Source organism: Martelella lutilitoris (assembly GCF_016598595.1).
GTDB lineage: Bacteria > Pseudomonadota > Alphaproteobacteria > Rhizobiales > Rhizobiaceae > Martelella > Martelella lutilitoris_A.
Genome location: NZ_CP066786.1, coordinates 435,903 through 456,464, shown reverse-complemented (window position 1 = coordinate 456,464; position 20,562 = coordinate 435,903). Strand labels below are relative to the sequence as shown.

The window sequence follows — 20,562 nt, the reverse complement described above, 5'->3', positions numbered from 1 at the left end:
CATAGTTTTCGTCCCGAATACGATGATCGGCTTCGACAATGAATAACAAAAGACAGGTAAAAAGCCGCTCTCGGTTTCTCCTGACGCGCGCAGCGCCCGCCCTGGGGCTCACGCTGCTGATCGGCCTCGGCGTTCTCGCCCTGCTGAACTGGGCCGGGAAGGAGGCGGATAAGGCGTCCCATGAACGGCAGGCGCGGCTCGTCCGGCTCGTGATCTCCCAGTTGCAGTCCGAAGTGGCCCATGACCAGGAAAGCGCGACGGTCTGGGACGATGCGGTCATCGAGGTCCGTGCCGGCAATTTCACCTGGATCGACGAAAATCTCGGCACCTGGATGCACGACTATTTCGGCTTTGACGGCGTCTATATCCTCGACTCTTCCGACCGGGCGCTTTACGCCTTCACCGATGGCGCCATGGCGAGCCAGTACGCCTATGACGCCATTCAAAGCGAGGTCGAGCCCCTTGCCGAAGAACTTCGGGCCAAGCTGATCGCCGGCGACGACGGCCAGATCAACGAACTGGACCTGACACCGGGCGTCTCCGATCTGGCCGTGATCAGAGAGCATCCCGCCGTGGTCAGCATCAAGCCGATCGTTCCCCATTCCGAATTCGTGCAACAGGAGCCGGGCCAGGAATATCTTCATGTCGCCATCCGGTTTCTCGACGGCAGCCTGATCGAGGAGCTCCAGAACGATTACATGTTCGAGGCCCTCCACTTTTCATGGACGCCGGACGGCTCCAACCAGCCACTCACAACCAGCGAAGGCAGAACGATCGGCTATTTCGTCTGGCAGCCCTACCGGCCCGGATCCGCGGTCATGGCGCGCGTGATACCGGTGCTGATCGTCCTCATCGTTATCGCGCTCGCCGCGATTACGATCTTCCTGACGATCCATGACAGCCGGTCGCGCAGACTTGAGGAAAGCGAGGAACGCATCCGTCACCTGGCGCTGCATGACCCGTTGACCGACCTCCCCAACCGGCTGTCCTTCAACGAGAACGTCGACCGTCGCCTGGCCGAGAGGCCGGTCGCACCACTGGCGCTTCTCTACCTCGATCTCGACAGGTTCAAGCAGGTCAATGATACGCTCGGCCATCCGGCGGGCGACGCGCTGATCAGGGAATTCGCCCTGAGGCTGCAGGCGATCGTTCGACGCGACGACCTTGTCGCCCGCGTCGGCGGAGACGAATTCACCGTCATGCTGAACGGAAAGGGCGGCGACGAGGAGATCGGCGCGCTCTGCCGGCGCATGGTGGAAGCCGCGCGCGAACCGTTCCATATTGCGGGAAATACGGTTTTCCTCGGCGTCAGCATCGGCGCCGCAATTTTCCCGCGCGACGGGGCTGACCGCGTCAACCTGCAGCGCAAGGCGGACGTGGCACTCTACTATTCGAAGATCGCCGGCCGGGGGCGCTGTTCCTTTTTCTCCGACGCGATGGACAAGACGCTGGGCCTGCGGCGAAGAACCGAGATGGATCTGAGAACCGCGCTCCTCGGCCAGAATCAGCTCTCGGTCTATTACCAGCCGGTCCAGTCCGCGCTCACGCGCCGGATCGTCGGCTGCGAGGCGCTGCTGCGCTGGCACCATCCGGAGATCGGATGGGTATCGCCGGAACTGTTCATTCCGATTGCCGAGGAAGCCGGGCTGATCGAGGATATCGGCCGGTTCGCGCTGACGAAGGCATGCGCGGCCGCGGCGAAGTGGCCTGGCCTTTCGATCGCCGTCAATGTATCGGGCGTCGAACTCTCCGATCCTGCCTATGCCGGAAAGGTCGAGCAGGTCCTGCTCTCAAGCGGGCTCGCGCCGGCGAGGCTCGAACTCGAGATCACCGAGTCCGTGGCGACCGAGGTAACAGGGGCCGTGGCCGAAAACCTGGTTGCGCTGCGCGAGCGCGGCGTGCGCATCGCCATCGATGATTTCGGCACGGGCTTCTCATCGCTTGGTCGCCTGAAGTCGCTGAATGTCGACAGGATCAAGATCGACAGGTGCTTCGTCGAGGGCTTGAAGGAAAACGCCAAGAGCAAGGCCGATGACAAGGCCATCATTCGCGCGATCATCGATCTTGCCCACGCCCGGAACCTGCGGACCACGGCAGAAGGCGTGGAGACGCGCGCGCAGGACGATGCGCTGACCGCGATGGGATGCGACGAACTCCAGGGGTTCCTCTACGCAAGGCCGATGCCGCTCAAGGACATGGACCTGCTGCTCGGCATTCATCGCAACGCGACGGGACGCGGCACGGCCGCCTCAGACGGAACGGATTCCGGCGCGTCTGTTTAACGGCCGGGCCGCCGCCAGGCGAAGCACGTCGTGACCGTCAGGCCTTTGCCAGCGCCTCCAGCGCCTCAACGCAGGCGGCCGCCGCCTCGCGGCCCTTGTTGTGTTCGTCATCGGCGGAGCGCTCGAAGGCCTGGATCGCGGTATAAGTGGTCAGGATGCCGAAGGAGACCGGCATGCCGGTCTCAAGCTGAACCTGCATCAGCCCGTGGGCGGCGGCCTCCGAGATGTATTCGAAATGGGCCGTCTCGCCCTTGATGACCGCGCCGATGCACACGATGCCGTCATAGTTTCCGCTTTTGGCAAGCTTCCTGGCGACCAGCGGCGCCTCGAAAGCGCCCGGCACGTCAAATATATCGGTCTCGGCGAGCGTGACGCCGCGCTCGGCAAGCTCGGCCTTTGCGCCGTTCAGAAGGCCGCTGGTGACCTTCTCGTTGAAACGGGAGATGACGATGGCGATACGGTGGGACACGGAATAATTTCCTTTGTGGCTCAAATGGAGGCTTACGGGAGAGTCGGCGCGGCGTTCACGGCAGGAGATGGCCGAATTTCTCGCGCTTTGCCGAAAGATAGGTTTCGTTGAAGGGGTTCGAGGCGGTAATCAGCGGCACGCGCTTCTCGACATGCAGGCCTGCCTTTTCGAGCGCCTCGGGTTTTTCCGGATTGTTGCTGAGAAGCCTGAGACGCGCGATGCCCAGGCTTTTCAGGATATGGGCCGCGGCATGATAGTCGCGGGCATCCGCCGGCAGGCCGAGCGCGACGTTGGCGGCATGAGTGTCGAGGCCTTGCTGCTGCAGTTCATAAGCGCGGATCTTGTTGGCAAGGCCGATACCGCGCCCTTCCTGGCCCTTCAGATAGACAATCACGCCGCCCTCCGCGCCGATCAGCGTCATCGCCTGCTGAAGCTGTTCTCCGCAGTCACAGCGCAGCGACCCGAAGACATCGCCGGTCAGGCATTCGGAGTGGACGCGCACCAGCGGCCGGTCTCCGAGCGGCCCCTTGACCAGCGCCAGATGCTCCGTCCCGTCGATCAGGCTCCTGAAGGCATGCGCCTCAAAACCGGCAACCGCGGTCGGCAGCGACGCCCGGGCAACCTCCTCGACCAGGATTTCGGTGCGCAGCCGGTATTCGGCGAGCTCCCGGATCGTCAGAAGCGGCATGTCGTGGGTTTTAGCGAAGACCTCGAGATCGGGCCGGCGGGCCATTTCGCCGTCATCGCGCATCACTTCGCAGATCACGGCCGCCGGATTGAGGCCGGCAAGGCGGGCGAGATCGACGGCACCTTCCGTGTGCCCGTCGCGGGCAAGCACCCCGCCGTCCGCCGCGCGCAGCGGAAACATGTGGCCGGGCGAAACGATGTCGGCGGACGTCGCTTGCGGATTGGCGGCGGCGGCAATGGTCAAGGCGCGCTCGGCCGCCGAAATGCCGGTGGTGATTCCCTCGGCCGCCTCGATCGAGACGGTAAAGGCCGTGGAATGCCGGGCACGGTTGTCGGCCACCATCGGCTTCAGGCCGAGCCGGTCGACCTGCTTGCCGGTCAGCGTCAGACAGATCAGCCCGCGGGCGTGTTTGGCCATGAAGTTGACGGCCGCCGGCGTGGCGAAGTCGGCGGCAACGACGACGTCGCCCTCGTTCTCGCGGCCCTCGTCGTCAACCAGCAGCACCATGCCGCCGGATTTCAGGGTTTCGATCGCCTTCTCGACGGAAGAGGCGGTCAGATTGCGTTCCATTCTTGTCATTCTTCTTCTCCGGGCAGAAAATCCGCCTCGTCCGTTTCGTCAAATTCGGGATTGCGATGGACGATGCGCACGCGGTCGGGATGGCCCTTCTGGATGACAACATGTTCGTCCCAGAGACCGCCGTCGAGCATGGACGCAGCCAGCGAAGGGCCGGCTTCCACCAGCACTTCCAGCACGCCGCGACGTCCAAGTTCAACGAGCGCCTCTTCCAGCGTCCCGGGCCGGATGATGGAAAAGCCACGCGCGCCGGCCTCGGCCATATAGGCCTCCGGCACACGGCCACGCCGGTCGAGAATGGCGAGGACGCGCTCCTTGCCGGGAAAATCGCGCACGCGCCGGACGGTGAGTTGTGGGTTGTCGGCAAGGACGGTGCCGGAACCGGTGAGGATCGCGTCGGCGCGGCGGCGCAGGCGGTGGGCAAGCGTGAGCGAGGCGGCCGAGGTAAAGGTCTTCGCGCCGGCAGGCGGCGCCATGCCGCCCGTCTCGTCGAGCGCCTGTTTTACGGTCACCCAGGGCAGACCCGTGAACGCGCGTTTGGTAAAGGGCGCGACCAGCCGGCTGGCGCGAAGCGCGAGTTTTCGGGAGCGGCCATCCGGCAAATCGGCCGCGAAGGTGACGGAAAGCCCGGCGCCGGCAAGGCGCGCGGCCCCGCCGCCGACGACCGCGGGGTTCGGGTCCGGCCAACCGATGACGACGCGCCGGGCAGACGTTGCCAGAATGGCATCGGCGCAGGGCGGCGTGCGGCCGTGATGATTGCACGGTTCGAGCGTGACGACGACGGTGTGGATGCGGTCGGCAACGCCCGCCGCGCGCGCGGCAGCGATCGCTTCCGCTTCCGCATGCGGCATGCCGGCCTTTCTGTGAAAGCCCTCCGCAATCACCATGCCGCCTGCATCGAGCAGCACGCAGCCGACCGGCGGGTTGGGCGCCGTCGCCCCGGCAAAGCGTTGCGCCCCATCCAGTGCGCGCGTCATCGCCGCCGCAAGAACGGCCGCATTCAAACTGTCTGTGGCGGGGTGAATGCCCATGCCTTCGCCTCATCAATCAAACAAGACGCCATGCAGGGCAAAAAGCGAAGAACGAAACGCGGACTGCGCCCGCAGTGCGGGATACAGGACACACGTCGCCATGCGCTGTTCTCTTCCATCCGGACTCTAACCGTCGGCTCCGGAGTCACACCGGATCTGCTGACCCTTGATCTTCCGGGAAATCCCTTCGATCAAGGCGCTCGCGGGCTGATGCACAAAGGCAATTACCGCCGGTGGGGAATTTCACCCCGCCCTGAGAACGTCGCCGACCGGACTTCCGATCGACGCGATGAATTTAGGCAAGCGATCCGGAAATGACAAGCGCCAATTTCGCCGACAGTCCGTCACCCGGTCTCGCCCGTCATTGCGACGGGCCCGTTTTCGGAGAAGAAGAGGTCGAACCCGCCATAGATCATCCGCGACCCGTCAAACGGCATTTCGGTCATCTCCGGATCGTTCATCAGCGCGCCCCAGGCTGCGTTGCGGATATCCTTCGACGGCCAGACGACCCAGCTGAACACCACGGCCTCGCCCTCTTCCTTCTTCAAGGCCATGTTGAACGAAGTCACCTTGCCGTCCGGCACATCCTCTTCCCAGCACTCGACGTAGGAAAGCGCGCCATGCGCCTTGAACTTCGCCGCCGCCTTCTGGCACAAGGCGTAATAGGCCTCTCTGTTGTTCACCGGCACCGGGGCCAGGAAACCGTCCACATAGGTCATGCGCATTCCTCCCGTGTCTTGACTCAGTCGCAAACGGATTTTACGTTGATATCAACATAAGGCACATCGATGCGCGAAAGTCTACCCCTGTCCGTAACGCTCGAGGTTCGTGACCGCTGCCTGTGCCTCTACCTGCAGCGGGCGGCACGGGCGGTTGGCCGGCATTTCGACGAGGTGCTGCGCCCGCTCGGCCTGACGAACGGTCAATATTCGCTGCTGATGGCGCTGAACCGGCCCGAGCCGCCGCGGATCGCCGAAGTGGCGATGGTGCTCGCCATGGACCGCACCACATTGACGGCGAGCGTCAAGCCGCTGGAGCGGCGCGGCCTGCTGAAGAGTTTCCAGGACCCCGAGGACAAGCGCGTCAGGCGGCTGAAGCTGACGGAGGCGGGACTGGATCTGCTCGAGCGCGCCGTGCCGGTCTGGCGCGAGACCCATGACCGGCTCGATGCGGTGGTGGTCGATGACCTGCCCCGGCTGCGCGAAAACCTGCTCGCGCTGACTTTCGCGCTGCCGGAGGATGACGTCAGCGGCTGAGGGCGGCGGCGATGCCGCGCAGCTCGGCAAGCCCTTTCAGGCGGCCGATCGCCGGATAGCCCGGCTGGGCCTTTCGGTTCAGGTCGTCGAGAATGTCGAGGCCGTGATCGGGACGGAACGGAATGTTCCAGTCGGTCCGCCCCGCCTCGCGGCGCCGCTTCTCCTCCGCAAGTGCTGCGGCAACGAGCGCCACCATGTCGGTGTCGCCGCCCAGATGTTCCGATTCGTAGAACGATCCCTTGATGTCGCCGGTCTCGCGGTGAACATTGCGCAGATGCAGGAAATGCACCCTGTCCCCCAACCGCTCCATCATGCCTGGCAGGTCGTTGTCAGGCCGCGCGCCAAGCGAACCGGAACACAGCGTGATCCCGTTTGCCGGGATATCGACCGCCTCCATCATCGCCTTGTAGTCGGCTTCCGTCGACATCACGCGCGGCAGGCCGAGCAGGCCGAAGGGCGGATCATCCGGATGGCAGCAAAGCCTGAGACCGAGTTTCTCGGCAACGGGCGCGACCTCTTCAAGGAAGGCGATGAAGTTGCTACGCAGCCCGTCCGGCGACATCGCGGCATATTCTGCGAGATGATGGCGGACATCTTCCAGCGTAAAACTCTCGGCAGCCCCCGGCAGACCGAAGACGATGTTCTTCGCAAGCGCCTGCCGGCGCTCTTCATCCATACTGGCAAATCGGCGCGCGGCCTCCTCGCGGATATCCTCGGGAAAGTCTTCCGCCGCCCCTTCGCGCTTGAGGATGTGAATGTCGAAGGCGGCGAAATCGGCATAGTCGAACCGCATGCATGTCGCCCCCGTCGGCAGGCGAAAGGCGAGATCGGTGCGGGTCCAGTCCAGCACCGGCATGAAATTGTAGCAGATCGTCTCGATCCCGGCGGCGGCGAGGTTCCGGAGGCTGACCTTGTAGTTGTCGATATGCGCGCGCCACTCGCCTTTCTGTTTCTTGATCTCTTCAGAAACCGGCAGACTTTCGACCACCTCCCATTTGAGGCCGGAGGGGCTTCCGTCGGCCATGACGGACAGCTCACGCTGACGTCCGGCAATCTCTTCCGGCGTCCAGACCGCGCCGGTGGCCACATGATGGAGCGCGGTCACGACGCCCTCGACACCCGCTTGCAGCATGTCATCGATCGACACGCGGTCCAAAGGCCCGAACCAGCGCCACGTCTGCCTCATTGTTCTCTCCCTGAGCGAATTCGTTACCTGGAACGAACCTAAACGAAAAGGCCCGTCCGTCTGAAAGAGATCACTAGCACCAAAACAAAGTGTTGACTAGTATGGAAGTATGGTGCACGATAAAAACATCGGGAGGGCAAGCCATGCTGCCAGAAACAATCGCCACAAAGATTGCACCGGGCGCACCAGTCGGGTCGCAACTGCACGGCATTTTGCGTGAGCTGATCATCCACAATGAGTTGCCTCCGGGCTCGCGCCTTTCGGAATCGGAACTGGCGGCCCGCTTTGCTGTCAGCCGCCAGCCGGTGCGCGAGGCGTTCATCAAGCTCTCCGAGGAAGGCCTGCTGGAAATCCGTCCGCAGCGCGGCACCTTCGTGCGCCGCATTTCGCAGGCGGCGGTAATGGACGCCCGCTTCGTGCGCGAGGCGATCGAGGCAGACATCGTCAAACTCCTCGCCGAAAAGCCCGATGCCGGGCTCGTCGAGGAACTGAGATTGCAGCTTCAGGAGCAGAGAGAGGCGGCGACCACGGATGCCGACCGCTTCATCACGCTCGACGAGCTGTTTCACAAGACCCTTGCCGATGCCGCCGGCAAGGCAAGGGCCTGGGCGCTTATCGAGGGGCTGAAAGTGCAGATGGACCGGGTTCGCTACCTGAGCCTTCTGCGCTTCCCCATGGTCAAGCTGACCGCCCAGCACACAGCCATTGTCGACGCCATCGGCGCCGGCGATCCTAAGGCCGCCGAACGCGCCGTTCGCGGCCACCTCAGGGAGATCCTCAGCGATCTTCCGGAAATCTTCGAAGAAAAGCCTGAGTTTTTCGACCCACCGGGGCGTTAGGCCCCAAACCCTTGAACGTCTGATTGGGAGGACGACATGACGCATTTTTCCAAACTGGGCAGCATCGCGCTTGCGGGTCTCGCCGCAAGCCTTCTCGCCGGATCGGCCCTTGCCGCCGATTACACACTGAACGTCAATACGGCGCTCGCCACCAACGATCCGCTCTACAAGGGCCTTGAAGCTTTCCGCGACAATGTCGCCGAAGCCTCCGACGGCGCGCTTGAAGTCCGCCTGTTCCCGAACTCGCAGCTCGGCCCCGATGAGGACGTGCTCGAACAGGCCCGCGCCGGCGCGCCAGTCGCCGTCGTCGTCGATGGCGGTCGCCTCGCCGTCTTCGTCAACGAGTTCGGCGTCCTTGGCGCGCCGTATCTCGCCAATGGCTATGAGGGCATCCGCAAGGTCGTCACCTCGGACATGTTCGACGGCTGGGCCGAAAAGCTCCATAACGATGCCGGCCTCGATGTCCTGAGCTTCAACTGGTGGCAGGGTGAGCGTCACCTTCTGACCAAGAAGCCGATCAACGGGCCGGATGACCTTTCCGGCGTGCGCATGCGCACCCCCGGCGCGCCGGTCTGGACCGGAACGATCGAGGCCATGGGCGCGACGCCGACCCCGATGCCCTGGGGCGAGGTCTATTCGGCGATCTCCTCCAACGTCATCGACGGCGCAGAAGCCCAGCTTCCCGCCGTTGTCGGCGCCAAGCTCGACGAGGTGATCACCAACATCACGCTCACCGGCCATATCAACCTGATCACCGGTCTGATTACGTCCGCCGCCTGGGTCGATTCGCTGCCGGAAAACCTGCAGACGGTCCTGCATGAGGAAGCGCTGAAGGCCGGCGACATCGCCTCCTACGGCACGCAGGACGCACTGGCGAGCCTGCAGCAGCAGCTGATCGACAATGGCGTCGCTGTCGAGGAAATCGACGTCGCGCCGTTCAAGGAAGCCACCGCCGTCGTCTATGACGACCTCGGTTATGGCGATCTGCGCGACCAGCTTCAGGCCATCGCCGCGCAGTAGAAGGCCTCAAGGCCAACTCGCCGATGACGGATCGCGGCATGCCGCGATCCGTCCGCCCGGAAAATGCCGGCGCACGCCGCAAAGACGGCAGCGCTCGCAAAACAAGCAAAACAACCGCGCGCGAGCATTCAGGGCGGATCAAAGCCTCAATGCTCCCAACCCTGACTGGAGGGGCCACCATGCCCGGTTTCCTCGCAAAAATCGAATTCGTCGCCGGCGCGATCCTGCTCGCTGTGATCACATTTCTGGTGTTCATCGCCGCGACCATGCGCTTCTTCGGCCATCCGCTGATCTGGTCGGTCGACCTGGCGCAGCTTCTGTTCATCTGGCTGTGCTTCATCGGCGCAACCCGCGCCATGCGCGAACGCGGGCATCTCGGCGTGGACTATCTCGTCCGCCCCTTCCCCTATCGCTACCGGCTCGCGCTTGAAACTGCCCTTTCAGTCCTTTTTGTCTCCTTTCTGCTGCTTCTGGCGGTCGAGGGCTATGATCTGACCATGCTCAACAAGGAACGCCAGTTCGGCGATTCGGGTCTTTCCTATGCCTGGGTCACGATCGCCGTTCCCGCCGGCTGCGTCATGCTGACGATCTCGATCATCGGCAATCTGGTCCAGGCATGGCGAAGCGCGAAGGGCGAGCGAATGCTCGTCTTCACCCGGACCGCCGCCGAGGAAGAAGCGGTCATCGAAACCGGCGCGGCGGAGTAACCACCATGGCCCTTATCGGTATTGTCTTCTTTGCGCTGATGCTGCTTGGCGCGCCCATTGCCTTCGCCATCGGCATTTCGGGCTTCACCTTCTTCCTGACCTCCGACATCATGCCGGTGTCGATCGGCGTGCAGAAGATCGCCACCGTTTCCCAGAGCTTTCCGCTTCTGGCGGTGCCCTTCTTCGTGCTTGCCGGCCACCTGATGAACGAGAGCGGCATCACCGACCGGCTGTTCACCTTCTCCAAGGTCGCCGTCGGCTGGATGGCGGGCGGCCTCGCCCAGGTCTCGATCATCCTTTCCACCCTGATGGGCGGCGTGTCCGGCTCCGCGGTCGCCGATGCGGCCATGGAAGCGCGCGTGCTCGGCCCGCAGATGATCTCGAACGGCTATTCCAAGGGCTACTCCTCCGCCGTCATCGCGATCTCCTCGCTGATCACCTCGACCATTCCGCCGTCGATCGGCCTCATCCTCTACGGTTATGTCGGCCAGGTCTCGATCGGCCGCCTGTTCATGGCCGGCATCGTTCCCGGCATCCTGATGATGACCTTCCTGATGGTCGCCGCCTGGCTTGTTGCCCGCAAGCGCGGTTATGTCATGAAGGAAATGCGCAAGCCGACCGCGCGCGAACTGGGCGCCGCGGCATGGGGCGCCAAATGGGCGCTGCTCTTTCCCGTGCTCCTGATCGGCTCGATCCGCGGCGGGCTGTTCACGCCGTCGGAAGTCGGCGCCTTTGCCGTGGTTTACGCGATCCTGATCGGCGTCTTCGCCCACCGGGTGATGACCTTCGAGGCGATCAAGCGCGCCTTCGGTCACGCCATCTCGGACATCGGCCTGATCATGCTGATCATCCTGATGTCGGGCATGGTCGGCTTTGCCATCATCTTCCTGCAGGTGCCGCAGTCGGTTGCCGGCTTCATGCTGGAAAGCCTCGCCAATCCGGTGCTGATCGTCGCCGTCATTCTGATCGGCCTGTTCATTGCCGGCCTGTTCTTCGAAAGCACGATCCTGGTGCTGCTGCTGACGCCGATCCTCGTGCCCGTGGTCGTCAAGGCAGGCGTCGATCCGGTCCATTTCGGCATCCTGATGATGACCATCGTCACCTTCGGCTCGATGACGCCGCCGGTCGGCGTGGCGATGTTCACGGTCTGCAGCCTGCTCGACACCAAGGTGGAGGAATATGTGAGGGAATCGCTCCCCTTCATCGCCGCCGTCTTCGCGCTCATCTGCCTGCTGCTGTTCGTGCCGGGGATCGTCCTGTTCCTCCCGAACCTCATGTATGGCGGATAGCCTCATCCGCCCTTGAGGAAGACCGCTGACCGCGCCGGAAACGGCGCGGCTTTTTTTATCGGCCTAAAGGGTCTCCGGCCGCGCGACCCAGCGGCCGTTGTCGCCCGGTTTGAATTGCGGAATATGGGCAAGGCCGCGCACCAGGGCCGCGTCGGGTCCCAACACACCCTCCCACTCCCGCGCCTCCGTCAGGATCACGCCGAGCCCGACGACGTCTCCGCCGGCCTTGCGCACCAGTTCGACCGAACCCTTCAGGCTCGAGCCGGAGGCGACCACATCATCGACAACCACAACCCGCTTGCCCTTGAGCAACGGTACGGCGCGGTCATCGAGAAGCAGGCGCTGCTCACCCTTTGACGTGATCGAGGTGATCTTCTGCTCGAGCGCGGACCCCAGATGCACCTTGGGCGATTTCTGCAGGATGACATAGCGATCGAGCCCGAGCGCGCGGGTCACCTCGATGGCGACCGGAATGCCGAGCGTTGCCGCGCCGACGACGATATCGGGTTCCATCGGCGATAGTTGCGCCGCAAGCTTCTTGCCGCAATGTTCGCCAAATCGGACGCCAAGGTCGATCACCATCATCAGCGATATGGCAAGGTCCGGCTTGATCGCAACAAGCGGCAGCGTGACAGTAAAGCCTGACACCGAAACGGCGTGGGTCTGCTCGGTAACGACAGGGGCAAAGGATTGGGTCATGAGAACTCCGGGAGGCATCTGAAAACCCGGTTTTACGCCAGCTTCGGTCTCAGGACGAGGGGCAGAGGAAGTCCGGCTTGCGTCCGCCATCGTAGGAAACGGCAAAACCGCCTTCGAGAAGCAGGCTGGAAAGGTCGCGGTCATCCGGCAGGGCCACGTCGGCGACCACGCGGCCGAAATACTTGTCGCCCGCTATCTGTCGAAGCTGGACGGTCTCGCCTGCACGAAGAAGCGAAATGACATAATCCTTGGCGATTGATGCCGCCTGACGTTCGGCCGCGCAGGACGACCTGAGCTCCGGCGTGTCCACGCCGCGGATCCTCACCGAGGTTTCCACGATCTGCCCGGGCCAGGGTCGCGCCTCGACCACGATCGTGTCCCCGTCGATGACGCGCACGATCTCGGCCCGCACCGGCCCGGCATAAATGTCCCCCGCGCGGCCAGCGGCAGGCGCGATCAGGCAGGCGACAAGGACCGCCGTCAGGAGTGAGCGTACAGAATGATTCATAAAAAGGAATTTATTCCTTTATACAGAGGATGGCAATAGGAATTACCACCTACATCAGAAGTCGATCGCGCGACCCTTGATTTCCCAGTCGCCGTAGCGGGCCGGATCGAGGCCGCCGCGCCCGCCATGTTCCTTTGCCGGACGCGCTTCTGAAGAGGCGGCGCGGCGACGCTCCTCCGCCTCGGCCAGCGCCCGCTTCGCCGCCTCCGGCAGATTGGCGCGGCGCTTTTCCTCTGGATCGACGGCCGGCAACTCAGAACCCGCCGTAAGCGCCGCCAGTTCCGCCGCAGAGGGCGCTGCCTCGCCGCGGGTTTCTGCTTTGGCTTGGGTCTTTCCGGTCTTGTCGTCGTGGCTCATGTCACATTCTTCCTGCCATGCCTGCAAACGGATGCGGCGCAATATTGATATGCAATCAAACCTGCCCCATCTATTGTCCAGTCCTGCATATAAGCGGACTTTGCGGAAAGTTTAAGGTCCCTTCGCTCCCGGAGACAGAGAAATGAACCTCGTTCGCACTGCCATGCTGATAGCCTTCATGACGGCGCTGTTCATGGCGATCGGCTTCATGATCGGCGGCCGCGGCGGCATGATGATCGCGCTGATGATCGCGGCCGGCATGAACATGTTTTCCTACTGGAATTCGGACAAGATGGTGCTGCGCATGTATGGCGCGCGGGAAGTCGACGCTTCGACCGCGCCGGAATATTACAATCTCGTGCGCGAGCTCTCTGAGCGCGCCGGCCTGCCCATGCCAAAGGTCTATCTCTACGACAACCCGCAGCCCAATGCCTTTGCCACGGGCCGCAACCCGCAAAACGCCGCCGTCGCCGCCTCGACCGGCATCCTCAAGATGCTCTCGCGCGAGGAACTGGCCGGCGTCATGGCCCATGAGCTCGCCCATGTGCAGCATCGCGATACGCTGACCATGACGATCACGGCGACGCTCGCCGGCGCGATCTCCATGCTCGGCAATTTCGCCTTCTTCTTCGGCGGCTCGCGCGACAACAACAACCCCTTCGGGTTCGTCGGCGTGCTGGTCGCCATGATCGTGGCGCCCCTGGCCGCGGCGCTGGTGCAGATGGCCGTCAGCCGCACGCGGGAATATTCCGCCGACAAGCGTGGCGGCGAGGTGTGCGGCAACCCGCTGTGGCTCGCCTCGGCGCTGAAGAAGATCGCCCACGGCAACGAGGTGATCCATAACGAGCGGGCCGAGCGCAATCCGGCAACGGCGCACATGTTCATCATCAATCCGCTCTCCGGGCAGAACATGGACAACCTGTTCTCCACCCACCCGAACACGGAAAACCGCATAGCGGCGCTTCGCGAACAGGCCGCCCGCATGGGCCGGACCTCGACGGCGGCCCCGGAGCCTGCTAAGGCGACCCGCAGATCGCGCTCGGTTCCCGAAACCGGCCGCAACACCGGCGGCGACCCGCCCATCAAAGGTCCCTGGAATTGAATGATGAAGTGAAACGGCCGGGCCGGAACACGGCCCGTCCGAAAGACGCCGCCTCCCCCGCTCCGGAAAAGAAGCCGGGTTATGCCCCGCGCGCGGCAGCCACGAAAATCCTCGCCGCCGTTGTCGACCGGAAAACGCCGCTGGACGGCATGCTCGACAACGAGCACGGCAACGGCGCCTATCGCGGCCTTTCTGTTGCAGACCAGTCGCTCTGCCGGGCGCTCGTGCTGACGTCGCTGCGCCACAAGCCGATGCTCGATGCCGCGATCACTCGCCTGCTCGAACGGCCGCTGCCTTCGGGCGCACGCGCGCTGGCGCACGTTCTGACGATTGCGGCGGCACAGATCCTCTATCTCGATATCCCCGACCATTCCGCCGTCGATATCGCCGTGGAACAGGCCAATGCCGACCCGCGCAACAGGCGCTTCGCCGGCCTCGTCAATGCGGTTTTGAGACGACTTTCGCGCCGCAAGGACAAGACGCTCGCTGAACTCGAAGCCGTCTCGCCGGTCCCCGACTGGTTCCGAGAACGGCTCGTCGAGATCTACGGCGCGGAGAAGGCATTCGCCATCGGACGCGCGCAGCTTTCGCCGCCGAGCATCGACATCTCGGTGAAGTCGGACCCGAAGGGCTGGGCCGAGAAGCTTGGCGGCACGGTGCTGTCAACCGGGACGATCCGCCTCGACAAGCCGTCCGGCGCGGTGACCGCCATGGAGGGTTTCGATACCGGGGAGTGGTGGGTGCAGGACGCCGCCGCCGCCATTCCGGCCCGGCTTTTCGGCGATCTTTCGGGCAAGCGCGTGATCGACCTTTGCGCCGCCCCCGGCGGCAAGACGGCGCAACTCGTTCTCCAGGGCGCGGAGGTCACCGCGCTGGAGCGCTCGAAGAGCCGGTTGAAACGGCTTGAGCAGAACCTCGCGCGGCTGCAGCTTACGGCCGAAACCGTCTGCGCCGACATGATGGAATATACGCCCGAGACGCTTTTCGACGCCGCTCTCGTCGATGCGCCCTGTTCCTCCACGGGCACGGTGCGGCGACACCCGGACGTCTTGTGGACCAAGGATTTCTCCGACATCGGGAAGCTGGCGGAGGTGCAATATGCGATGCTGGAGCGCGCCCTGTCCATGGTGCGTCCGGGCGGCATCGTGATCTTCTCCAACTGCTCGCTCGACCCTCTGGAGGGCGAGGAGAATGTCGCACGGCTCTTCGCCGAGCGGCACGATATCGAGCGGACGGATTTCGCGCCGGCGACCATCGGCCCGCTTGCCCATCTGCTTGACCGCGAGGGCGCCATCCGCACCACGCCCGCCGACAGCATCGGCGGCATCACCGGCCTCGACGGCTTCTACGCTGCGGCAATCCGGAAGCGCTGACACCTATTTCATGCCAGGTTCTTGAACTAGACGCCGTAATCGTGCATTCCGGCTGCTAATAAAAACAATGTCTTCACGCGTTAACAAAGCATTCAGCCTATCCGGCTAGACCGGTAGTTTGGTCGGAAATGCATCAACGCGGGTCAAAACAACGGGCAGGGTGCACCTTTGAGCCTTCCGGTTCCGGAAATCTGGCGTTCGGCCTTCCTCTACTGTCGGGAATCGTTTGCGCGCGCCTGTCGCCTGCTGCGCTCGGCGACGCCGCCATTGCCGGGCTTCCTGTCCGGCCGCCGCGCTTCAAGGCTTCTCGTCGCCCCGACCGATCTCAGGATCGCCGACCCGCTTGAGGGCGAAGATCTGCTGGAAGGCCGTTTCGCGCTCGCCGGCGCGGTGCTCGAGACCAACGGTCGCCCGCTATTTTCGTTCGAGATGCCGAGCCTTGCCTTCGAACGGGAACTTGCCGGCTTCTCCTGGCTCCGCCATCTGCGCACGCAGCGCGGCGAGGACGCCAACATCTTCGCGCGCGCCGCCGTCCTGAGCTTTATGCGCCGCCACCGCGCGGCAAGGGGCACAGGCTGGCAGACCGAGATCGCGGTGCGGCGGCTGAACGCCTGGCTCTGCCACTCGACCGTGATCCTCAAGGGCGCGGACACCGGTTTCTATCGCCGCTTCGTCGACCAGATCGCCCGGCACGAGCGCATTCTCAGACGCCGCTACGCGGCGCTGCCGCGCGACGCGGTGCGCCTGCAGACCGCGATCGCCCTTGCCATGGCAGCCATCAGCCTCGATCTTTCCGACCACCGCAAGCGTGAGGCAGCGCGCCGGCTCGATGACGAGTTGGAAAAGCAGATCCTGCCCGATGGCGGTCACATCTCCCGCAGTCCGGACGCGCTGGTGAGCCTGCTGCTCCGCCTTCTGCCGCTGCGCCAGACCTATATCAACCTCGACCAGACCCTGCCGAAGCGCCTCGTCGCCAGCATTGACCGCGCCTATGCGGCAGTCAATTTCTTCCGCCACCGCGACGGCGATCTTGCCCTGTTCAACGGCACGGGCCTGGTGCCGGGCACGGCGCTTTCCGCGCTGCTGCGCTATGACGAGACCGGCGGATCCGTGTTCAGGGCCCTGCCGCATTCGGGCTTCGACCGGCTGCAGGCAGGCCGGACGACGCTGATCGCCGACACCGGCAGACCGTTTTCCGTCCATCTGTCAAAAACCGCCCATGCGGGCGCGCTATCGTTCGAGATGTCGGCCGGGCAGAACCGGTTCATCGTCAATACCGGCGTGCCGCTTGAGGCCGACGCGGCGACGATCCGCATGGCGCGCACGACCGCCGCCCATTCCGCCGTCACCGTCAACGATCACTCGGCGATGCGCTTCTCGCGCTCCTCCTTCCTCGGCCCCGTTGTCACCGGCGGCATCACGAAGGTTACGCACGAGCGCGATACGGACGAAAACGGCCATGACCGCCTGGCCATGCGCCACGACGGCTATCTCGCGCGCTTCGGCCTGCTGCTGGAACGCACGCTCACACTTTCGCCGGACGGCGCCGAGATCACCGGCACGGATGGCTTTCGTCTGAAGGACGGCAGCGTGCCGGCGGATAACGACGCAACCGTCGCCATCGCCCGCTTCCATCTTCATCCCGCGATCTGGACGATGCAGGAAGACGACGACACGGTCTTCATGACCGCGCCCGACAATGAAAGCTGGTTGTTTTCGGCGCCCGGCTGCGCACCGGTTCTGGAGGAAGGCGTGTTTTTCGCCGCAAGTGCGGGAAAAACCGCCGCGCGCCAGATCGTGATTGCCTGGACGATCGGCGAACGACCCGATATCCGCTGGCGCCTCAGCCGGCTCGGCTGACGGTTTCACATTTTCCGAAGGCGTGCTAGAGCGGGCCATCCGCAACCAACCTTGCAGATCAGTTGTTGCCCTGCGCTTGCAGCCGCGGTTTCCCGCCCGCTGGAGGCGCCTTCTGAAGGACCTTGTCATGGCCGTCGCCTCGAAGAAAATTCCCGCTCCCGATCTCGTTGAAATCAGAACCGCGCTCCTTTCCGTCTCCGACAAGAGCGGCATCGTCGAATTCGCCAGCGCCCTTGCCGCGCGCGGCGTGCGCCTGCTTTCCACCGGCGGCACCCACAAGGCGCTGGCCGAGGCGGGACTTCAGGTCACCGACGTCTCGGCGATCACCGGGTTTCCGGAGATCATGGACGGACGGGTGAAGACGTTGCATCCGAAGGTTCACGGCGGGCTTCTGGCCATTCGCGACGATGAGGACCATCAGGCGGCCATGCGCGAGCACGGCATTGACGGCATCGACCTTGCCGTCATCAACCTCTACCCCTTCGAGGACGTCCGCGCGGCCGGCGGCGACTATCCGACCACGGTCGAGAACATCGATATCGGCGGCCCGGCTATGATCCGCGCAGCGGCCAAGAACCATGCCTATGTCGCCGTCGCCACCGATCCGGAAGATTATGGCGCGATCACCGAGGCGCTGGAGGCCGGCAACGGCACCCTGCCCTATGCGCTGCGTCAGCAGCTTGCCGCCCGCGCCTATGCCCGTACGGCCGCCTATGACGCAGCGATCTCCGGCTGGTTTGCCGAGGCGCTCGCCATCGAGAATCCGCGTCACCTGACGCTCGGCGGCACGCTGCGTCAGGAAATGCGCTATGGCGAGAACCCGCACCAGGCCGCCGCCTTCTATGTCACCGGCGACAAGCGGCCGGGCGTTGCCAATGCGGTCCAGCACCAGGGCAAGCAGCTTTCCTACAACAATATCAACGATACCGACGCCGCCTTCGAGCTGGTCGCGGAATTCTCGCCGGAGATTTCGCCGGCCTGCGCCATCATCAAGCATGCCAATCCCTGCGGCGTCGCCCGCGCGGACACGCTGCTGGAAGCCTATCGCCGCGCGCTCGCCTGCGACAACCAGTCGGCCTTCGGCGGCATCGTCGCGCTGAACCAGACCCTCGACGGCCAGACGGCGAGCGAAATCGTCAAGCTCTTCACCGAGGTCATCATCGCGCCTGAGGCTGACGAGGAAGCCAGGGCGATCATCGCTGCGAAGAAAAACCTGCGCCTGCTCACCACCGGCGGCCTGCCCGATCCGCGCGCAAGGGGCCTCAATTTCAAGACGGTAGCCGGCGGCTTCCTGGTGCAGGGCCGCGACACCGCGATGATCGACGAGATCGAACTGAAGGTGGTCACGGAACGCGCGCCGAACGAGCGGGAACTGGAAGACCTGAAGATGGCCTTCGCCATTGCCAAGCATGTGAAGTCGAACGCCATCGTCTACGTCAGGGACGGCCAGACGGCGGGCATCGGCGCCGGCCAGATGAGCCGCATCGACTCGGCCCGCATCGCCGCGCTGAAGGCCGAGGACGCGGCGAAGGCTGCCGGCTGGCCGGAACCGATGACGCGCGGCTCCGCCGTTGCCTCGGAAGCCTTCTTCCCCTTTGCCGACGGTCTTCTGTCCGCTGTTGCCGCCGGCGCGACGGCCGTGATCCAGCCCGGCGGCTCGATCCGCGACCAGGAGGTGATCGATGCGGCCAATGCGAACGGCGTGGCCATGGTGTTCACCGGCACCCGCACCTTCCGCCACTAGAGCGCCGTGCATCCATTCGGATGCACAAAGGACGCTCTAACTTATTGAATCTACACATCGTGCTTTCCGAAAATCAATTCCGATTTTCGGGCCGATGCTGAAGAAACGCGTGATTATGCGGCGGCGATTATTGCCGCCGCTCGGCGCTTCCCATCGCCGGCACGAACAGGACGAGGCCGGCGATGAGAAAGACGAGCAGGCTCGCCATGCCGATATTGGGCGAGCCGGTCCAGCCGGTCAGCAACGCAAAGGCGCCGGTTGCCATGAAACTCGTCATCCGACCGGTCAGCGAAAACAGGCCGAAGAAACGTCCCGCCTCTTCCGGAGAAACACGCGTTGCCAGAAAGGCCCGCGAGCCCGCCTGCACCGGCCCGAAGGCAAGGCCGATCACCAGCCCGTAGGCGAGAAACGCCTTCTCCGCGCCGGCAGCGAAAAGCCCGCTCCCTGTCGCCGACCCGAATTGCAACAATCCGAAGAGCGTCGCCTCCTCCGTGGTCGAGACGATGCCGAGCGTCGCCGCCACCAGCATCAGGAGCGCCACGAGCACCACGCCGCCCGCCGAGACGCCGCGCCCGAGACGCGGGGCCAGAAAACAGCCGAAGATCGCCGCGATATTGAGGATGATGCCGAAAATGCCGATCTCCATGGTCTTCCACCCGAACATGCCCGCCGCGAACGCGCCGCCGAGGATGAGAATGCCGTTGACGCCGTCCATGTAGAGCATGCGGGCAACGAGAAAGCGGATCAGCACCGGTCGGCCCTTGAGCGCGACAAGCGACGCCTTGAGGTCTTTCACCCCGTCGACAATGGCACGTCCGGCAGGCTTCAGTGGCGGGCGGTCGGGCGTGAAGATGAAGAACGGCACGAGGAAAAGGAAATACCAGCCGGCTGCAAGCGGACCTGTCAGCCTTGCCGCAGAACCGGTCTCTGGATCAAGCCCGAAGAGCGGCGGCAGGCCGAGCATGGTCAACCCGCTCTCGGGATCGGCGGAAAGAAACAGCACCACGGTAATCAGGAAGATCATGCCGCCGAGATAGCCAAGCCCCCAGGCCTCGTTGGAAACCCGGTTCATCCGCGCGGGCCGGACCAGATGTGGCAGCATGGCATCGTTGAAGACCACCGAGAGCTCGGCCATCACCGTCGCCGCGATGATCAGCGCCGCCGGCCAGACATAGCCGGTTCCGGGCACGGCAAACCATAAGAGGGCGAGGCTTGCCGCCTGGACGACGGCCATCGTTCCGATGAAACGCTTGTTGCGCCCGGCCGAATCCGAAAGCGCGCCGGCAAATGGCGCGCCGACGGCGACAAAGAGCCCGGCAATCGTCGCCGCATGCGCCCATGCCGTCTGCCCGGCAACGGGATTGCTTCCGAGCTCGGAGACGAAATAGGGACCGAAGATGAAGGTGATGATGACCGTGAAGAAAGGCTGCGCCGCCCAGTCGAACAGCATCCAGCCGACAACGCCGGAGCGCGGCGTCGAAGCGCGTCCGGCCGATGCCGTGACATTTTCCTCAAGAAGCGACAATGCGATCCATCCCGTTTAAACAGGATCGAGATTGCCGCTTCTGGCCGCTTT

General features: G+C 64.1%; 19 protein-coding genes and 1 riboswitch. Of the genes, 10 read left to right on the top strand and 9 right to left on the bottom strand.

The window, feature by feature from the left end; all coding sequences use genetic code 11:
* Window positions 1–38: 38 nt before the first annotated feature.
* On the top strand, window positions 39–2,282 hold the full coding sequence (locus JET14_RS02135) for a putative bifunctional diguanylate cyclase/phosphodiesterase (RefSeq protein ID WP_200336596.1): 2,244 nt from the start codon (window positions 39–41) through the stop codon (window positions 2,280–2,282).
* 37 nt (window positions 2,283–2,319) lie between these two features.
* On the opposite strand, the gene ribH is transcribed toward JET14_RS02135, so the two are convergent.
* From ribH to JET14_RS02115, 4 genes are all read right to left on the bottom strand, one after another.
* Window positions 2,320–2,751: a 6,7-dimethyl-8-ribityllumazine synthase gene (ribH, locus tag JET14_RS02130; protein ID WP_200336595.1), complete on the bottom strand. Its 432-nt coding sequence runs from the start codon at window positions 2,749–2,751 to the stop codon at window positions 2,320–2,322.
* Between the two features lie 55 nt (window positions 2,752–2,806).
* Window positions 2,807–4,018: a 3,4-dihydroxy-2-butanone-4-phosphate synthase gene (gene ribB, locus JET14_RS02125; RefSeq protein WP_246750469.1), complete on the bottom strand. Its 1,212-nt coding sequence runs from the start codon at window positions 4,016–4,018 to the stop codon at window positions 2,807–2,809.
* On the bottom strand, window positions 4,015–5,046 hold the full coding sequence (ribD, locus tag JET14_RS02120; protein WP_200336594.1) for a bifunctional diaminohydroxyphosphoribosylaminopyrimidine deaminase/5-amino-6-(5-phosphoribosylamino)uracil reductase RibD: 1,032 nt from the start codon (window positions 5,044–5,046) through the stop codon (window positions 4,015–4,017). Before ribD ends, ribB begins: the two co-directional genes overlap by 4 nt.
* A 103-nt stretch (window positions 5,047–5,149) precedes the next feature.
* A riboswitch (FMN riboswitch) is annotated at window positions 5,150–5,311 on the bottom strand.
* 79 nt (window positions 5,312–5,390) lie between these two features.
* Window positions 5,391–5,765 carry a DUF1428 domain-containing protein gene (locus JET14_RS02115; RefSeq protein WP_200336593.1) on the bottom strand — a complete coding sequence of 125 codons (375 nt, stop codon included), beginning with the start codon at window positions 5,763–5,765 and terminating at the stop codon, window positions 5,391–5,393.
* Window positions 5,766–5,834: 69 nt separating this feature from the next.
* Between JET14_RS02115 and JET14_RS02110 the strand changes: the two genes are divergently transcribed.
* Window positions 5,835–6,302 carry a MarR family winged helix-turn-helix transcriptional regulator gene (locus JET14_RS02110; protein WP_200336592.1) on the top strand — a complete coding sequence of 156 codons (468 nt, stop codon included), beginning with the start codon at window positions 5,835–5,837 and terminating at the stop codon, window positions 6,300–6,302.
* Here JET14_RS02110 and uxuA read toward each other — a convergent pair.
* Window positions 6,292–7,488 carry a mannonate dehydratase gene (gene uxuA / locus JET14_RS02105; protein ID WP_200336591.1) on the bottom strand — a complete coding sequence of 399 codons (1,197 nt, stop codon included), beginning with the start codon at window positions 7,486–7,488 and terminating at the stop codon, window positions 6,292–6,294. The two genes, JET14_RS02110 and uxuA, sit on opposite strands and share 11 nt — an antisense overlap.
* 143 nt (window positions 7,489–7,631) lie before the next feature.
* Here uxuA and JET14_RS02100 point away from each other — a divergent pair, with 143 nt between their 5' ends.
* The 4 genes from JET14_RS02100 to JET14_RS02085 all read left to right on the top strand — a co-directional run bounded on the left by JET14_RS02100 (window position 7,632) and on the right by JET14_RS02085 (window position 11,343).
* Window positions 7,632–8,327 (top strand): GntR family transcriptional regulator, encoded by a 696-nt coding sequence (locus tag JET14_RS02100; protein WP_200336590.1) that lies wholly within the window; start codon window positions 7,632–7,634, stop codon window positions 8,325–8,327.
* A 36-nt stretch (window positions 8,328–8,363) separates the two neighbouring features.
* On the top strand, window positions 8,364–9,347 hold the full coding sequence (locus JET14_RS02095; protein WP_200336589.1) for a C4-dicarboxylate TRAP transporter substrate-binding protein: 984 nt from the start codon (window positions 8,364–8,366) through the stop codon (window positions 9,345–9,347).
* 179 nt (window positions 9,348–9,526) lie between these two features.
* Complete coding sequence (locus JET14_RS02090) at window positions 9,527–10,054, top strand: TRAP transporter small permease (RefSeq protein WP_138749834.1); 528 nt, start codon at window positions 9,527–9,529, stop codon at window positions 10,052–10,054.
* Window positions 10,055–10,059: 5 nt separating this feature from the next.
* Window positions 10,060–11,343, top strand: coding sequence for a TRAP transporter large permease (locus tag JET14_RS02085; RefSeq protein WP_200336588.1), 1,284 nt, complete (start codon window positions 10,060–10,062; stop codon window positions 11,341–11,343).
* Between the two features lie 63 nt (window positions 11,344–11,406).
* On the opposite strand, the gene JET14_RS02080 is transcribed toward JET14_RS02085, so the two are convergent.
* From JET14_RS02080 to JET14_RS02070, 3 genes are read right to left on the bottom strand one after another with little or no spacing between them, the layout of a single operon-like run.
* Window positions 11,407–12,042, bottom strand: coding sequence for a phosphoribosyltransferase family protein (locus JET14_RS02080; RefSeq protein ID WP_200336587.1), 636 nt, complete (start codon window positions 12,040–12,042; stop codon window positions 11,407–11,409).
* Window positions 12,043–12,091: 49 nt separating this feature from the next.
* Window positions 12,092–12,550, bottom strand: coding sequence for a thermonuclease family protein (locus tag JET14_RS02075; RefSeq protein ID WP_200336586.1), 459 nt, complete (start codon window positions 12,548–12,550; stop codon window positions 12,092–12,094).
* A 54-nt stretch (window positions 12,551–12,604) separates the two neighbouring features.
* Entirely contained in the window at window positions 12,605–12,802 is a 198-nt protein-coding gene (locus JET14_RS02070) for a DUF1674 domain-containing protein (protein ID WP_246750597.1), read from the bottom strand.
* A gap of 247 nt (window positions 12,803–13,049) precedes the next feature.
* On the opposite strand from JET14_RS02070, the gene htpX reads away from it, so the two are divergent.
* The 4 genes from htpX to purH all read left to right on the top strand — a co-directional run bounded on the left by htpX (window position 13,050) and on the right by purH (window position 18,986).
* Window positions 13,050–14,009: a zinc metalloprotease HtpX gene (htpX, locus tag JET14_RS02065; RefSeq protein WP_200336584.1), complete on the top strand. Its 960-nt coding sequence runs from the start codon at window positions 13,050–13,052 to the stop codon at window positions 14,007–14,009.
* Between the two features lie 8 nt (window positions 14,010–14,017).
* Window positions 14,018–15,382: an RsmB/NOP family class I SAM-dependent RNA methyltransferase gene (locus tag JET14_RS02060; RefSeq protein WP_246750467.1), complete on the top strand. Its 1,365-nt coding sequence runs from the start codon at window positions 14,018–14,020 to the stop codon at window positions 15,380–15,382.
* Between the two features lie 168 nt (window positions 15,383–15,550).
* The gene (locus JET14_RS02055; protein ID WP_200336583.1) at window positions 15,551–17,242 is read left to right on the top strand and encodes a heparinase II/III family protein; all 1,692 of its coding nucleotides are present in this window, start codon (window positions 15,551–15,553) and stop codon (window positions 17,240–17,242) included.
* 127 nt (window positions 17,243–17,369) lie between these two features.
* Window positions 17,370–18,986, top strand: coding sequence for a bifunctional phosphoribosylaminoimidazolecarboxamide formyltransferase/IMP cyclohydrolase (gene purH / locus JET14_RS02050; protein ID WP_200336582.1), 1,617 nt, complete (start codon window positions 17,370–17,372; stop codon window positions 18,984–18,986).
* A gap of 127 nt (window positions 18,987–19,113) precedes the next feature.
* On the opposite strand, the gene JET14_RS02045 is transcribed toward purH, so the two are convergent.
* On the bottom strand, window positions 19,114–20,436 hold the full coding sequence (locus JET14_RS02045) for an MFS transporter (protein WP_200337959.1): 1,323 nt from the start codon (window positions 20,434–20,436) through the stop codon (window positions 19,114–19,116).
* Window positions 20,437–20,562: the final 126 nt, after the last annotated feature.

Bases quoted from the DNA above. Each gene is read 5' to 3' on its own strand.
- JET14_RS02135 (WP_200336596.1), top strand. From the start codon at position 39: ATGAATAACAAAAGACAGGTAAAAAGCCGCTCTCGGTTTCTCCTGACG.
- ribB (WP_246750469.1), bottom strand. From the start codon at position 4,018: ATGACAAGAATGGAACGCAATCTGACCGCCTCTTCCGTCGAGAAGGCG.
- ribD (WP_200336594.1), bottom strand. From the start codon at position 5,046: ATGGGCATTCACCCCGCCACAGACAGTTTGAATGCGGCCGTTCTTGCG.
- JET14_RS02115 (WP_200336593.1), bottom strand. From the start codon at position 5,765: ATGACCTATGTGGACGGTTTCCTGGCCCCGGTGCCGGTGAACAACAGA.
- JET14_RS02110 (WP_200336592.1), top strand. From the start codon at position 5,835: ATGCGCGAAAGTCTACCCCTGTCCGTAACGCTCGAGGTTCGTGACCGC.
- uxuA (WP_200336591.1), bottom strand. From the start codon at position 7,488: ATGAGGCAGACGTGGCGCTGGTTCGGGCCTTTGGACCGCGTGTCGATC.
- JET14_RS02100 (WP_200336590.1), top strand. From the start codon at position 7,632: ATGCTGCCAGAAACAATCGCCACAAAGATTGCACCGGGCGCACCAGTC.
- JET14_RS02095 (WP_200336589.1), top strand. From the start codon at position 8,364: ATGACGCATTTTTCCAAACTGGGCAGCATCGCGCTTGCGGGTCTCGCC.
- JET14_RS02090 (WP_138749834.1), top strand. From the start codon at position 9,527: ATGCCCGGTTTCCTCGCAAAAATCGAATTCGTCGCCGGCGCGATCCTG.
- JET14_RS02085 (WP_200336588.1), top strand. From the start codon at position 10,060: ATGGCCCTTATCGGTATTGTCTTCTTTGCGCTGATGCTGCTTGGCGCG.
- JET14_RS02080 (WP_200336587.1), bottom strand. From the start codon at position 12,042: ATGACCCAATCCTTTGCCCCTGTCGTTACCGAGCAGACCCACGCCGTT.
- JET14_RS02075 (WP_200336586.1), bottom strand. From the start codon at position 12,550: ATGAATCATTCTGTACGCTCACTCCTGACGGCGGTCCTTGTCGCCTGC.
- htpX (WP_200336584.1), top strand. From the start codon at position 13,050: ATGAACCTCGTTCGCACTGCCATGCTGATAGCCTTCATGACGGCGCTG.
- purH (WP_200336582.1), top strand. From the start codon at position 17,370: ATGGCCGTCGCCTCGAAGAAAATTCCCGCTCCCGATCTCGTTGAAATC.
- JET14_RS02045 (WP_200337959.1), bottom strand. From the start codon at position 20,436: ATGCTGTTCGACTGGGCGGCGCAGCCTTTCTTCACGGTCATCATCACC.